The organism is Mycobacteriales bacterium (assembly GCA_036497565.1).
Taxonomy (GTDB): Bacteria; Actinomycetota; Actinomycetes; order Mycobacteriales; family QHCD01; genus DASXJE01.
Window position 1 is genome coordinate 13,715 of sequence record DASXJE010000046.1, and the last position, 14,003, is coordinate 27,717.

General features: G+C 73.0%; 12 protein-coding genes. All 12 read right to left on the reverse strand.

Features of this window, described 5'->3' with window-relative positions; genetic code table 11:
- Positions 1-12 precede the first annotated feature (12 nt).
- The 12 genes from VGH85_04135 to VGH85_04190 are packed head-to-tail and all read right to left on the reverse strand — an operon-like array spanning position 13 to position 13,694.
- On the reverse strand, positions 13-729 hold the full coding sequence (locus VGH85_04135) for an FtsQ-type POTRA domain-containing protein (protein ID HEY2172981.1): 717 nt from the start codon (positions 727-729) through the stop codon (positions 13-15).
- Positions 726-2,138, reverse strand: coding sequence for a UDP-N-acetylmuramate--L-alanine ligase (gene murC, locus VGH85_04140; protein HEY2172982.1), 1,413 nt, complete (start codon positions 2,136-2,138; stop codon positions 726-728). The genes VGH85_04135 and murC overlap by 4 nt, the downstream gene beginning before the upstream one ends.
- 44 nt (positions 2,139-2,182) lie before the next feature.
- Complete coding sequence (murG, locus tag VGH85_04145; protein ID HEY2172983.1) at positions 2,183-3,274, reverse strand: undecaprenyldiphospho-muramoylpentapeptide beta-N-acetylglucosaminyltransferase; 1,092 nt, start codon at positions 3,272-3,274, stop codon at positions 2,183-2,185.
- The gene (gene ftsW, locus VGH85_04150; protein ID HEY2172984.1) at positions 3,271-4,629 is read right to left on the reverse strand and encodes a putative lipid II flippase FtsW; all 1,359 of its coding nucleotides are present in this window, start codon (positions 4,627-4,629) and stop codon (positions 3,271-3,273) included. Before ftsW ends, murG begins: the two co-directional genes overlap by 4 nt.
- Positions 4,626-6,011, reverse strand: coding sequence for a UDP-N-acetylmuramoyl-L-alanine--D-glutamate ligase (murD, locus tag VGH85_04155; GenBank protein HEY2172985.1), 1,386 nt, complete (start codon positions 6,009-6,011; stop codon positions 4,626-4,628). Before murD ends, ftsW begins: the two co-directional genes overlap by 4 nt.
- Positions 6,008-7,093, reverse strand: a complete 1,086-nt coding sequence (gene mraY, locus VGH85_04160; GenBank protein ID HEY2172986.1) for a phospho-N-acetylmuramoyl-pentapeptide-transferase — start codon at positions 7,091-7,093, stop codon at positions 6,008-6,010. The genes murD and mraY overlap by 4 nt, the downstream gene beginning before the upstream one ends.
- Positions 7,090-8,517, reverse strand: coding sequence for a UDP-N-acetylmuramoyl-tripeptide--D-alanyl-D-alanine ligase (gene murF, locus VGH85_04165; protein ID HEY2172987.1), 1,428 nt, complete (start codon positions 8,515-8,517; stop codon positions 7,090-7,092). The genes mraY and murF overlap by 4 nt, the downstream gene beginning before the upstream one ends.
- Positions 8,514-10,040: a UDP-N-acetylmuramoyl-L-alanyl-D-glutamate--2,6-diaminopimelate ligase gene (locus VGH85_04170; GenBank protein HEY2172988.1), complete on the reverse strand. Its 1,527-nt coding sequence runs from the start codon at positions 10,038-10,040 to the stop codon at positions 8,514-8,516. The genes murF and VGH85_04170 overlap by 4 nt, the downstream gene beginning before the upstream one ends.
- Before the next feature lie 18 nt (positions 10,041-10,058).
- Positions 10,059-11,993: a penicillin-binding protein 2 gene (locus VGH85_04175; protein HEY2172989.1), complete on the reverse strand. Its 1,935-nt coding sequence runs from the start codon at positions 11,991-11,993 to the stop codon at positions 10,059-10,061.
- A complete protein-coding gene (locus VGH85_04180; GenBank protein ID HEY2172990.1) occupies positions 11,990-12,559 on the reverse strand; it encodes a hypothetical protein in 570 nt (189 codons plus the stop codon). Before VGH85_04180 ends, VGH85_04175 begins: the two co-directional genes overlap by 4 nt.
- Positions 12,556-13,512 (reverse strand): 16S rRNA (cytosine(1402)-N(4))-methyltransferase RsmH, encoded by a 957-nt coding sequence (gene rsmH, locus VGH85_04185; protein HEY2172991.1) that lies wholly within the window; start codon positions 13,510-13,512, stop codon positions 12,556-12,558. Before rsmH ends, VGH85_04180 begins: the two co-directional genes overlap by 4 nt.
- Positions 13,509-13,694: a hypothetical protein gene (locus VGH85_04190; GenBank protein ID HEY2172992.1), complete on the reverse strand. Its 186-nt coding sequence runs from the start codon at positions 13,692-13,694 to the stop codon at positions 13,509-13,511. Before VGH85_04190 ends, rsmH begins: the two co-directional genes overlap by 4 nt.
- Positions 13,695-14,003 lie beyond the last annotated feature (309 nt).

The following is a 14,003-nucleotide window of genomic DNA, read 5'->3' on the forward strand; positions in this document are numbered from 1 at the left end:
GGGGGCTAGATGTCAGTGGACGACGACGACCGGCGGGGTGCTCACGTCGTACGTCGTCCCCGGTCGCTTGAGCAGTGCCAGCAGGGCACGGCCCTTGATGGTCATCTGCCCGGTGCCGCCCCACAGGGCGGTGCGGTTGTGGGTGAGGTTGAGGGTGACGTGGTCGGGGTCGGTGACCGAGACGCTCACGGTGATCGACCGCAGTGCGGCCGGCAGATGGGCCACCACGTCGACGGCGGCACGACGCGCGGCGCGCGGGGCGTCGGCCGTCGCGAGGCGGGGCAGGCCGGTGGCGGTCGCGACCGCGGCGAAGCGATACCCGGACGCGTCGACCAGCCACGGCTTGCCATCACGGACGACGTAGGCCACGCCGGTGCGTTCGTGGATCGCGATCACGAGCCCCGACGGCCACTTGCGGCTGACCTCGACCTTCGCGACCCGGGGCAACGCCGCCACCCGCTCGCGCACCGGTGCGGTGTCGACGCGCACCAGCGGGACGCCGCGCGGCACAGCGGCCGCGGCGAGTACCTGCCCGCGGGTCAGCCGCGACAGCCCGGTCACGGTGACCGACCGGACGCTGAAGAGGGCGGTGAAGAAGACGACGTAGCAGCCGGCGAGGACGACGACGAGCAGTGCGGCAGCGATCAACGTGCGACGCCGCGGCCGACGCCGGCGCGACCCCGTCGGCCGGCCGGCCTGCCGGGACCGGTCGTCGGCGAGTGTCCTCACGGCACGCCCCCGTCCAGCTCGACGAGCACCTCCGGGCCGACCATCGTGACGTCTCCGGCGCCCATGGTGACGATCACGTCGCCCGGCCGCGCCGTGGCGGCCAGGGTCGGCGCCACCGCCGACCACGACGGCTCGAAGCGCACCTGCTCGGCCGGCAGCGGTACGGCGGCCGCGACCGCCGCGCCGGTGACCCCGGGGATCGGGTCCTCGCGGGCGCCGTAGACCGCCATCACCACGACCTCGTCGGCCAGCCCGAGCGCCGTACCGAGCTCCTCACCGAAGGCCTGGGTGCGGCTGTAGAGGTGCGGCTGGAAGGCCACGATGAGCCGCCCGGAGCCGGCGACCACACGGGCGGCGCGCAGCTGGGCGGCGATCTTCGTCGGGGCGTGTGCGTAGTCGTCGTAGACCCGGACTCCCCCGGCCATTCCCTTGTACTCGAACCGCCGCCGGACTCCGGTGAAGGCCGTGAGGCCGGCCAGGAGCGGGTCGAGCGGCAGGCCGAGCTGCAGCCCGGTGAGCAGCGCGGCCGCGGAGTTCAACGCCATGTGGTGGCCCGCGACACCGATCCGTATCGACGCGAGCGGGGCGCCGTCGAGCACGGCGTCGTACGACGTCCCGTCCGGCCGGACGGAGACACCGATCAGCCGCAGGTCGGCGTCGTCGGCCGTGCCGTAGGTGCGCACCGTCAGCGGCAGCCCGCGGGCGACCTCGGCCAGCCGCCGGCCGCCGGGATCGTCGATGCCGACGGTGAGGAAGCCGCCCGGGTCGATGCGGCCGAGGAAGTCCTCGAAGGCCCGCACGTAGGCCTGCGGGGTGCCGTGCTGGTCGAGGTGGTCGACCTCGACGTTGGTGACCACGGCCGCGGCCGGCGAGAGCAGCAGGAAGGACCCGTCGCTCTCGTCCGCCTCGGCGATGAACAGATCCCCGGAGCCGTTGTGCGCGTTGGACCCCGACTCGTTGAGGTCACCGCCGATCGCGAACGACGGGTCGACGCCGCAGTGCTGGGCGGCGACGGTGAGCATCGACGTGGTGGTCGTCTTGCCCGCGGTCCCGGCGACGGCGACGCCACGGCGCCCGGCCATCACGGCGGCGAGGGCCGCGGCCCGCGGGATCACCAGCAGCCCGCGGCGCCTGGCCTCGGCGAGCTCCGGATTGCTCGGCCGGATCGCGGTGGACACCACGACGGTGTCGGCCGCACCGAGGTTGTCCGCGCGGTGGCCGACGTGCACCGTCGCGCCGAGTGCCCGCAACGCCGCCAGGATGGTCGACTCCTTGGCGTCGCTGCCGGACACGGTGTAGCCGCGGGCCAGCATGATGCGGGCGATCCCGCTCATCCCCACCCCGCCGATGCCGACGAAATGCACCACGCCCAGGTCGGCCTTCGCCGGGCCAGGACTCTCGGGGCCAATACCTTCGGGGCCAATACCTTCGGGGCCAATACCTTCGGGGCCGGTCACCGGCGTGCCACCTCCACCACCATGCGCGCGAGCGCGACATCGGCGTCGCGGTGGCCCAACGCCGCCGCGGCTCGACCCATGCTCGCAAGGCGTGCGGAGTCGCGTAGGACCGGTATCAGCTCCGACTCGATCCAGGCCGGGGACAGGTCGGCGTCGTCGACGAGCAGCCCGCCGCCGGCCTGCACCACCGGAAGCGCGTTGAGCCGCTGCTCGCCGTTGCCGATGGGCAGCGGGACGTAGGCCGCCGGGAGGCCGACGGCGGTCAGCTCGGACACGGTGTTCATCCCGGACCGGCACAGCACCATGTCGGCGGCGGCGTAGCCGAGGTCCATCTCCTCGAGGAACGGGAGTACGACGTAGGGCGGACCACCGGACACATCCGCGACCGACACGACGTTCTTCGGCCCGGCGACGAGCAGCACCTGCACCCCCGCCGCCCGCAGCGCCGGGGCGGCGGCGGTCGCCGCCCGGTTCAGCGAGCGGGCGCCCTGCGAGCCGCCGGTCACCAGCAGGGTCGGGCGGTCCGGGTCGAGCCCGAAGTGCTCGCGGGCCGCGCCGCGCGCGCCCGCGCGGTCGAGATCGCGGATCGTCGCGCGCAACGGGAGCCCGACCACCCGGGCGTGCGGCAGCCGGATCGCCTCGTTGACCACCGCGACGTGCGGCGTCAGGCGGGCACCGATGCGGTTGCCCAGGCCGGGACGGATGTTGGCCTCGTGCACGACGAACGGCAGCCGGCGGCGCCGGGCCGCGAGATAGGCGGGAAGGGCGACGTAGGAGCCGAACCCGACCAGGACGTCGGCGGCGGACCGCTCGAGCACCGCTCCGGCGGCGCGGACGGCGGCGGCGACCCGCCCGGGCATGCGGAGCAGGTCGGCGGTGGGCTTACGCGGCAGCGGCACGGACGGGATCAGCTCCAGGTCGTAGCCGCGGGCCGGGATCATCTCGACCTCCAGCCCACGCGCGGTGCCGAGGGCGGTGATCCGCACCGTCGGATCGTCCTCGCGCAGGCGGTCGGCGAGGGCGAGCGCCGGGGAGATGTGCCCGGCGGTCCCGCCGCCGGCGACCACGACGGACAGCGGGCGGCTCACCGGGTCCGGCGTCCGTCGGTGCCGGTGGCCGGCAGGACGGTGCCGGCGCGCCCGCTGCCCCGACCACGGGGGGCGGGACCGGTCGCCCGCTCGGGGGGCCGGCGGATCCGGGTGATCCTGGCCGACTTCGGTCGTGGCTCCGCCGGTGCCGGCAGCCACAGGATGCGGGCCATCCGGCTCGGTCCTCGGGCCCGCAACGCCGCGGCCGCAGCCGGCTCATGGCGGGCGAAGGAGGCCAGCATGCCCAGGGCGAACAGCGTGACGATCAACGAGGTCCCACCGAAGGAGATCAGCGGGAGCGGAATTCCGGTGACCGGCAACAGCCCCGTCACGTAACCGATGTTGATCAGGGCCTGCCCGACCAGCCACACGGTGACCGCGGCGCTGGCCAGCCGGACGAACGGGTCGGTCGCGCGCCTGGCGATCCGCAGACCGGCGTAGGCGAGCACCGCGAACAGCGCCAGCACGAGCAGGCTCCCGACGAGCCCGAGCTCCTCACCGACGATCGCGAAGATGTAGTCGGTGTGCGCGTTGGGCAGCAGCCCCCACTTGAACCGGCTCTGCCCCAAGCCGACCCCGAACCAGCCACCGCTCGACAGGGAGTAGAGGCCCTCAGCCGCCTGATAGCCCTTGTCGCTCTGGTCTTTGAAGGGATTGAGGAAGCTGGTGAACCTGGTCATCCGGTAGGGCTCGATCATGATCAGCACGACCACGGCGCCGATGGTCGTGCTCGCGAGCAGCACGAACAACCGACCCGGAGCACCGACCGTCCACAGTAGACCGAACAGCACCAGGACCACGCAGATCGTCGTACCGAGATCGGGCTCGAGCATCACGAGTGCACATGCGGCGATCGCGACCGGCACGATCGGGATCAGCAGATGCCGCCATTGGTCGAGCAGCTTCTCCTTGCGTACCAGCAGGTCTGCGCCCCACAGCGCGAGCGCGAGCTTGGCCGGCTCGGAGGGTTGCAGCTGCAACGGACCGAGCTCGATCCACCGGCGTGAACCGCTCACCAGGTTTCCCACGCCGGGCACCAGCACCGCCAGCAGCGCCACGAATGACAACGCCAGCGCCGGATAGGCCAACCGCCGGTATGCCTTCGGGGAAAGCCGGATGCCCAGCCAGAAGATCGGGGCGCCGATGGCCACCCACATCAGTTGCTTCTTGAAGACGTCGAACGCCGATCCGGTCGCGGCGTAGGAGTCCACACTGGACGCCGACAGGACCATGACCAGACCGATCACGGTCAGCAGGCCGGTGGTGACGAGGATCAGGTGCAGGGACGTCAACGGTCGGTCGAGAAACGCCAGCCGGCGGCGGATCGCGGTCCGGCTGGAGACCCCCGCCGTCATTCCTCTTCCAGCCCGCGAACCGCCGCGGCGAAGGCGTCGCCGCGCGCCGCGTAGTCGGCGAACATGTCCAGCGATGCCGCGGCCGGGGCGAGCAGCACCGTGTCGCCCGGGCGGGCGAGCGCGGCAGCCTTGGTCACGACCTCGGTCATCGCTCCATCGTCGTCTGCGGTGACCTCGACAACCGGGAGATCCGGCGCGTGTCGCGCGAATGCGTCCGCGAACTGGGCCCGGTCGGCGCCGAGCAACACGGCCGCGGCGAGCCGCGGATGCACCGCGGCGACGAGTTCGTCGATCGGGGCGCCTTTGAGTTGGCCACCGGCGACCCAGACCACCCGCTCGTAGGCGGACAACGACGCCGCCGCCGCATGCGGGTTGGTCGCCTTGCTGTCGTCGACGTAGACGGCACCGCCGACCACACCGACCTGGGCATTGCGGTGGGCACCGGGAACGAAGCCGCGCAGGCCGTTGCGTACGTCGACCGCGGTGACGCCGTAGGCGCGGGCCAGAGAGGCGGCGGCGAGGGCGTTGGCGACGTTGTGCGGCCCGATCGGACGTACGTCGGAGACGCCGGCCAGGACCACGCTCTGCTCGGTGCCCCGGTCGATCCCGAAGGCGCGGTCGACCAGGTTGCCGGCGACGATCCCGACCTGGCCCGGGCCCGGCTCGCCAAGGGTGAAGCTGACCGCGTCGGGCAGCCCGTGGGCGAGCCGGAGCACCGTCGGGTCGTCGGCGTTCACGACGTTCGTGGCATCGTGCTGGAGGATCCGGGCCTTCGCCGCCACGTAGGCATCGAACGAACCGTGCCAGTCGACGTGGTCCGGAGCGAGGTTGAGCACGGCCGCCGCCCGCGGGCGCAGCGATGAACTCCAGTGCAGCTGAAAGCTCGACAGCTCGACGGCCAGCACGTCGTACGGCGGGTCGGCGTCGACCGCGTCGACGACTGGAAACCCGACGTTGCCGGTCGCGACGGCGCGCAGCCCGGCGGCACGCAGGATCGCCTCCAGCATGCCGACGGTCGTCGTCTTGCCGTTGGTCCCGGTCAGCGCGAGCCACGGTGCGGCGTCGGCCGGCCGCAGCCGCCAGGCGAGTTCGACGTCGCCGATCACCTCGATGCCTGCGTCGGCGGCCGCGAGCAGCAGCGGGTGATCCGGCCGCAGGCCCGGTGAAGTCACCACGAGCTTCGTCCCGTCGGGCGGCGCGGGCGGCTCCGGAAGTACGGCGATCCCGGCGGCCTCGAGCCGCCCGCTGGAGTCCGTGCCCCGCCGGTCGACGACGGTGACCTCCGCGCCGACTCGGGCCAGGGCTAGTGCCGCGGAGGCCCCTGAAACGCCCGCTCCGGCGACCAGCACCGGTGTCCCGACATAGTCCGTCGGGCCGCTCATCCGGGCAGTCCGTAGGAGATGAACTCCGCGTAGAACAGGCCCATCCCGAATGCCACGGCGAGCCCGGTGATGATCCAGAACCGCACGATGACCGTCATCTCCTGCCACCCCGCTAATTCGAAGTGGTGGTGGATGGGCGCCATGTTGAACACCCGTTTTCGGGTTGCCTTGAAGACGGCGACCTGCAGGGCCACCGACAGGGTCTCGACGACGAACAGGCCTCCGAGTACGACGAGCAGCAGTTCGGTGCGGGTCATCACGGCGATCCCGGCGAGCAGCCCACCGAGGGCGAGCGAACCGGTGTCGCCCATGATGATCCGGGCCGGATAGGCGTTCCACCACAGGAAGCCGAAGCAGGCGCCCAATGCGGCCGCGGCGACGAGCGCGACGTCGAGCGGATCGCGGACCACGTAGCAGCCGGGCTTGGCGCCGAGGACGCCGCAGGCGTTGCGGAACTGGTAGAAGCTGATGATGACGTAGGCGCCGAGCACCATCACCGAGCTCCCGGCGGCGAGGCCGTCGAGGCCGTCGGTGAGGTTGACGGCGTTGGAGAAGCCGCTGATCAGCAGTACGGCGAACACGACGAAGCCGACCGAGCCGAAGCTGATGACCGCGATGTCGCGGACGAACGACAGGTGCACCGACGCGGGCGACAGCCGGCCGTGGCTGTGGAACTGCAGCGCCAGTACGGCGAAGCTCACCGCGGCGAACAGCTGGCCGACCAGCTTCGTCGTCGTGTTGAGCCCGAGGCTGCGTTGCTTGCGCACCTTGATGAAGTCGTCGAGGAAACCGACGAGGCCGAGCACGACCATCAGGTAGAGCACGAGCAGCCCGGAGGCGGTGGGCCCGCGACCGGTCTGGGTGGCGACGACGAGGTGGGACACCGTGTAGCCGAGGACGGTGCCGAGGATGATCACGGCCCCGCCCATGGTCGGGGTGCCACGCTTGGCGAGGTGGGTCTGCGGCCCGTCGTCGCGGATCTCCTGACCGAAGCCGTGGCGCCGGAACAGCTTGATGGCGGCCGGCGTGCACAGGATCGACACGACGAGCGCCACCAGGGCGGCGACGAGCACCGACTTCACCGGCGCTCCTCCGCATCGATCGGGGCGGCCGGGGCCGCAACCTCGCCGAGGGCGAGCGCGACCCGCTCGAGCCCGGCCGATCGCGAGGCCTTCACCAGGACGACGTCGCCCGGCCGCAGCTCGCGGTCGAGCAGCGCGCGTGCCGCGTCGACCTCCGGTACGAGCACCGACTCCCCTTCCCACGATCCGTCCCGCGTCGCCGCGACGTGCATCGGCGCGGCCTCCCCACCGACGACGACCAGCCGTGCGATGCCGAGCTCCGCCACCAGGCGACCGACCGCGTCGTGCGCGGCGGCGGTCTCCTCCCCGAGCTCGGCCATCGGGCCGAGCACAGCCCATCCGCGGCGACCGCGGGCGAGCGTGGCGAGTGTCTCCAACGCCACCCGCATCGATTCGGGGTTGGCGTTGTAGGCGTCGTTGACGATAGTCACCCCGTCGGGGCGCTCCGTCACCTCCATCCGCCAGTGACTCGCCGCTCCCGTCTCGGCGAGCACATCGGCGATCTCCAGCCACCCGAGACCGAGCTCGTGGGCGACCGCCGCGGCGGCGAGGCTGTTGGCGACCTGATGGCGACCGACGAGGGCCAGCCGGACCCCGACCTCCTCCTCGGGCGTGACCAGCCGGAAGGACGGGCGGCCGTCGGCTCCGATCACCACGTCGACGGCGCGCAGGTCGGCGCCGGGCGACTCGCCCACGGTGAGCACCCGGGCCGCGGTGCGGTCGCGCATGGCGGCCACGAGCGGGTCGTCGGCGTTGAGCACGGCCACCCCGCCCTCGGCCGCGGCGGGCAGCGCCTCGACCAACTCGCCCTTGGCCGCGGCGATTGCCGCGCGGGAGCCGAATTCGCCGAGGTGGGCGCTGCCGACGTTGAGCACTACGCCGATCGTCGGCCGGGCGATCCGGCACAGCGCCGCGATATGGCCGGGGCCGCGCGCGCTGTTCTCGAGAACGAGGAACCGCGTGTCCACGGTGGACCGCAGCACGGTGTAGGGGTGGCCGAGCTCGTTGTTGAACGAACCCGGGGGCGCGACCGTCGGGCCGATCCGCCGGACCAGCGCGGCGACGAGGTCCTTCGTCGTGGTCTTGCCGGCCGACCCGGTGATCCCGACCACCGTCACCTCGGGAAGCCGGGCCAGCACCGACCTGGCCAGCGACGCGAGCGCCGCGAACGGCTCGGCCACGACGACGGAGGGGACACCCACCGGCCGGGTCGCGAGCACCGCGACGGCACCGCGCTCGACCGCGGCGGCGGCGTAGTCGTGGCCGTCGACCTGCTCACCGGGCAGCGCGACGAACAGGCCGCCCGGCGCGACCTGCCGGGAGTCGAACTCGACCGGCCCGGTCACCGTCGCGCCCTCGTCGGCGACGTCGACCAGGGTCCCGTCGACCGCGGCGGCGATCTCGGCCAGGGTGAGGGCGATCATCGTGCGGCCACCCCGATCGCGTCGCGGAGCACGCACCGGTCGTCGAAGGGCCGGATCTCCCCGGCGATCTCCTGGCCCTGCTCGTGGCCCTTGCCCGCGACGACCACGGTGTCCCCCGGCCCGGCCTGGCGCACCGCCTCGGCGATCGCGTCGGCCCGCCCGCCGATGGTGCGCCATTCCGCGCCCGGCACCCGACGTACGCCGGCCTCCATCTCGGCCCGGATCGCCGCCGGATCCTCCGACCGGGGGTTGTCGTCGGTCACGATCAACAGGTCGGCGCCGCGGGCGGCCGCCTCACCCATCAACGGCCGTTTGCCGCGGTCGCGGTCGCCGCCGCAGCCGAGCACCATGATCAGCCGGCCGGCGGTGAGTGGCCGCACCGCGTCGAGGATCGCCGCCACGGCGCCGGGCTTGTGGGCGTAGTCGACGAAGGCGAGGAAGTCCTGGCCGGCGTCGACGCGCTCGAGCCGGCCGGGAACGGACACGTGCCGTAGCCCGGGAGCAGCCCGGGCCGGATCGACGCCCGCCGCGGCGACCGCGGCAAGGGCGATCATCGCGTTGGCCACGTTGAACGCGCCGGGTAGGTCCATCGCGACGTCGATGCTCACTCCGGCGGGGCCCTCGGCGGTGAACGTGGTGCCGCGGTCGGCGGTGGACTCGACCCGGACGGCGCGCCATGCCGCGCCCGGATCTCCACCGGGAGACACGGTGACCGTCCCCTCTCGAACCAGCCGCCGGCCCCAGGCGTCGTCGGTGTTGACCACCTCGGCGGCGCTACGACCGTCGAAGAGCCGGGACTTCGCGGCGAAGTAATCCTCCATGTCGGCGTGGAAGTCGAGGTGGTCCTGGCTCAGGTTGGTGAAGGCTCCGACGGCGAACCGGGTGCCGTCCACCCGGCCGAGCGCCAGCGCGTGGCTCGACACCTCCATCACCGCGGCGGTGACCCCCCGCTCGCGCATGGTGGCGAACAGCGCCTGCAACTCCGGCGCCTCGGGGGTGGTGCGAACGCTCGGCAGCACGTCGGTGCCGATCCTGGTCTCCACGGTGCCGAGCAGTCCGGTCGTCTCCCCGGCGGCCCGCAGGCCCGCTTCGACGAGATAGGCCGTGGTCGTCTTGCCGTTGGTTCCGGTGATGCCGATCAGGGCGATCGACGCCGCCGGGTCGTCGTAGACCCAGACGGAAACCGCGCCGAGCGCCGACCGCGGATCGTCGACGACCAGCGTCGGTACGCCGCTCGCCCGGGCGCGGTCCCGGCCCGCCGGATCGGTCAGCACGGCGACCGCACCCCGGGCGACCGCCTCGGCGGCGAAGTCGGCGCCGTGCGCGCGGGCGCCGGACCGGGCGACGTAGAGGTCCCCGGGTTGCACCGACTGGGCGGCGTGGGAGACCCCGGTGATCGACACGGCGGCCGGCGGATCAGCGGCCGACCCGGCGGGCAGGACGGGGACGCCGAGGAGCGCGCCGAGATCCGCGAGCGCGTGCGGCCCCGGGTGAGCGGGCCGCGGTGGGTGGGACGCGGACACGACAGTGAAGGCTACCGGTCAGGGTGCGAACAAGGGCAGGTGCGCGGGTGCCGCGCCGGTCGGGGCGACGTCGCCCTGCTTCAACGCGTAGCTCATCACCTCGTGGAACAGCGGAGCGGCCACGTCGCCACCGAGGTAGTCGGTCTGCGGGCTGTCGACCATGATCGACATGACGTAGCGCGGGTGGTCGGCGGGTGCCATCCCGGCGAACGTCGACCAGTAACCGCCGCCCTCGTAGCAGTTGCAGGCGGGGTTCGGCTTCTGTCCGGTGCCGGTCTTACCGGCCGTCGTGAAGCCGTTGATCGCGGCCTTCGGCGCCGTACCGCCGTCCTGGGTCACCATTTGCAGCATCTCGCGCAGCGTCGCGGCAGTCTTGGCGCTGACCACCCGCACCGGCTTGCCCGGCACCGACTTCGTCACCCTGCCGGTCGGCCCGATCATCTTCTCCACGACGTGCGGCGGCACCCGGACCCCGTTGTTGGCGATGGCCTGGTACATGTCGGCGAGCTGCAGGCTGGTGACCGCGACGCCCTGGCCGATCGGCAGGTTGCCGAACGTGCTGCCCGACCAGTCCTTCATCGGCGGAAGGATGCCGGCGCTCTCGGCGGGTAGGGCGACGCCGGTGGGCTGACCCTCGCCGAACTTCTTGGCGTAGGAATCCCAGACCGCCGGACCGAGCTTCTTGGCGATCATCAGGGTGCCGACGTTGCTGGACTTGGCCAGGACGCCGGTGGCGGTCCAGCCGACCGGGTCGTGCACCCAGTCGTCGTGGATCGTGCGGTCGGCGAACTGGATCGTCCCGGGCACCGTCATCGCGGTCTTCGGCGTGATGAGCCCCCGCTGCAGCGCGGCCGCGAAGGTCACGACCTTGTTCGCCGAGCCGGGCTCGAACACGCTCGAGATGTTGGGGTTGGACAGGGACTGCGGGGTACGGCCCGGGTCCGCCGCGTCGTAGGTCGGGGCGGACGCCATCGCCTTGATCGCCCCGGTTTTGGCGTCGAGGATGGTGATCTGGCCGTCCTTGGCGCCGGTGGAGTGCACCGCCTGGTCGAGCGCCTTCTGGGCGACGTACTGCAGGTCCTGGGAGATGGTCAGCTGCACGGACGACCCGGGCACCGCGGGATCGTCCTTGTGGACGCCGGAGGGGATGACCTCGCCCCCGGCACCCTTCATCACCGTGAGCCGGCCCGGCTTGCCGGCGAGTTTCGCGTCGAGGCCGCTCTCGATTCCGGCTATGCCGTGCCCGTCCCGGTCGGTGAACCCGACCACGTTGGCGCCGACGTCGTGGGCCGGGTGCAGGCGTTGCGACTCCGGCAGCACGTTGACCCCCGGCAGGGCGAGGTTCATCACCCGGGTCGCGGTCTGTGGCGTCTGCGACCGGGCGAGGTAGACGAACCGGCCCTTGTGGCTGAGCTTGTCCTGCAGGTCGACCACGGACTGCTTCAGCAGTGGCGCGAGTGCCTGCGCGGTCAGCAGCGGTGAGCTCACCAGGCTCGGGTCGGCGTAGACCGCCCGGGCGTCGACGCTGTAGGCGAGCACCCCGCCGTTCGCGTCGAGGATCCGGCCCCGCTCGGCCTCCAGGTCGGTCGTCATCGTCCGGCGCTGCTCCGCGGCCACCGCGAGGCCGGTCCCGTCGAGACCCTGCAGCTGCACCAGCCGGCCCCCGAGGATGAGGACCACGGTCGCGACAGCGGCGAACCCGACGGTGATCCGCCGTCTGCTGCTCCCGAGCCGCAGGGCCCGCCGGCGCGGACGACGCCGATTTGCGGTGGTGGTGCGCGGCGGGTTGCGCCGGGCGCCCGCCGACGTGGACCGGCGCTGCTCGCCGACGCGGCGCGTCGCTCCCCCGGACCCGGAGGTCCGAGGGGCCGGCCGACCGGCGCGTGCGGCGCCCGATCGCTGCGGGGCCCGGCCACCGGAGGGACGGTTACGGCGGGGCGGTTCGGGTGTCACCGATGGCCTCCCTGGGCGGGCTGGTGAGTGGCGGTGTGGGTGCTGTGCGCTGTCGGGTGCCCTGTCGGGTGCCCGGTCGGGTGCGCAGTCCCTCGGTGCTGGGTCGCCGGCTTCTTCTTCGAGACCGCCGTCTTGTCCGGCGGCGGCGGCGGGGGCGGGGGCGGTGCGGTGGCCGGCGCCGGGGACCCCAGGACCTTCGACGCCCCGTCCGGCAGGAGCAGCAGGAAGGCGGGATCGCCGCCGGGAACCATGCCGAGCCGGCGGGCCGCAGTCGACAGCGACTGCGGGGTGTCGAGCGTGTCGACCTGCTGGGCGAGTTGCTGCTGGCGTATGCCCAGCGTGTCGTTGCGCTGCTGCAGCGAGCTCTGCCGGAACGACGCACCGGCGTTCGCCGTGTTGATCAGCAGCACCAGGACGAGGCCGGCGACCAGCAGCGCGACGATGAGGATGACGAAGGGCCGCCGGGGCGCCCCGGACGACGCGGGCATCGCGGCGGACAGCGAGCGGCGCACCGGGGACGGGCCGTCGCCGGCCGACGTACGACGGCCGGTGATCGTCGACGTCATGCCGCCTCCGCGATGCGCTCGGCGGCGCGCAGCCGGACCGATGCCGACCGGGGGTTGGCCGCGATCTCGGCCTCGTCGGCGACTTCCGCACCGCGGGTCAGCAGCCGCAACGTCGGGCCCGCGCCCGGCAGTTCGACCGGCAGACCGGGCGGCGTCCGCCCGGTCGCATGGGTGCTCAACGTGCGCTTGACCAACCGGTCCTCGAGCGACTGGTAGCTCATCACGACGATCCGTCCCTTCATCGCGAGGGCGTCGACGGCGCCCGGGAGCGCATCCCGGAGCGCGTCGAGTTCGTGGTTGACCTCGATCCGCAGTGCCTGGAAGGTGCGCTTGGCCGGATGCCCGCCGGTGCGGCGGGTGGCCGCGGGGACGGCCGCGCGGACCAGGTCGGCCAGGGCGGCGCTGCTGTGCAGCGGCTCGCGGGACCGTTCCCGGACGATCGCCGACACGATCCGCCCGGCGAAGCGCTCCTCGCCGTAATCGCGCAGCACCGCGCGGAGCCGGTCGGGCGAGTAGGTGTTGACCACGTCGGCAGCGGTGAGCGGATCCTCGGGATCCATCCGCATGTCCAGCGGCGCGTCCTGGGCGTAGGCGAAACCCCGACGGGGGTCGTCGAGCTGCAGCGAGGAGACACCGAGGTCGAAGAGCACGCCGTCGACCCGGGGCAGGCCGAGATCGGCGAGCACGGCGGGCATCGCGTCGTAGACGGCGTGCACGAGATGCACCCGGCCGCCGTAGGGCGCGAGCCGGTCCCGACTGCTGTCGAGAGCCTCGGGGTCGCGGTCCAGCCCGACCAGGACGAGCTCGGGATGGCGGGCCAGCAGCGCCTCGGCATGCCCGCCGAGTCCGACCGTCGCATCGACGACGACGGCCGGGCGGTCCCCGATCGCGGGGGCGAACAGCGCGAGCACCCGGTCGAGCAGGACCGGGACGTGGCCGTGGTCGCGCGTCACAACCGGCCGGCCAGCGTGATCAGCATGACGATCAGCGGGGTGCCGGCGACGACGAGCACCAGGAGGGCGAGCAGCAGAAGGCTCGACCGCACCTCCGCGCCCAGCGCGGGTGCCGGGGGCGCCGCCTGCGGTCGCGGCGGCTCGGTCGTCGCGGTGCCCACGACGAACGAGCTGTCCGTCACGCGTGTGCTCTCCGCAACGAGTGTGCTGACCTGCCCCATGCCGGTCCCCCCGTGGTCGCCGGACGCGTCCGGATCGCGTACTGCTCGGGCCGATTCGCTGACTGTCATTCCAGGCGCCTGCACTGTGCGGAGGGATGAACGGCTCGGGGCGGATGGGCTCTGCTCTCTTCGGCATCGGCACTCGGGTTCATACGTCGGGGTCCCCGCCCGCCTGGTGTCCTGGCACCGGGGAAGGTGCGCCAGGGGCTCCCGGCGGGGGGAGGCCTCGTCGTACGGGCTCGGTCGCCGCGGCTGGTGGCGCGGCGGACG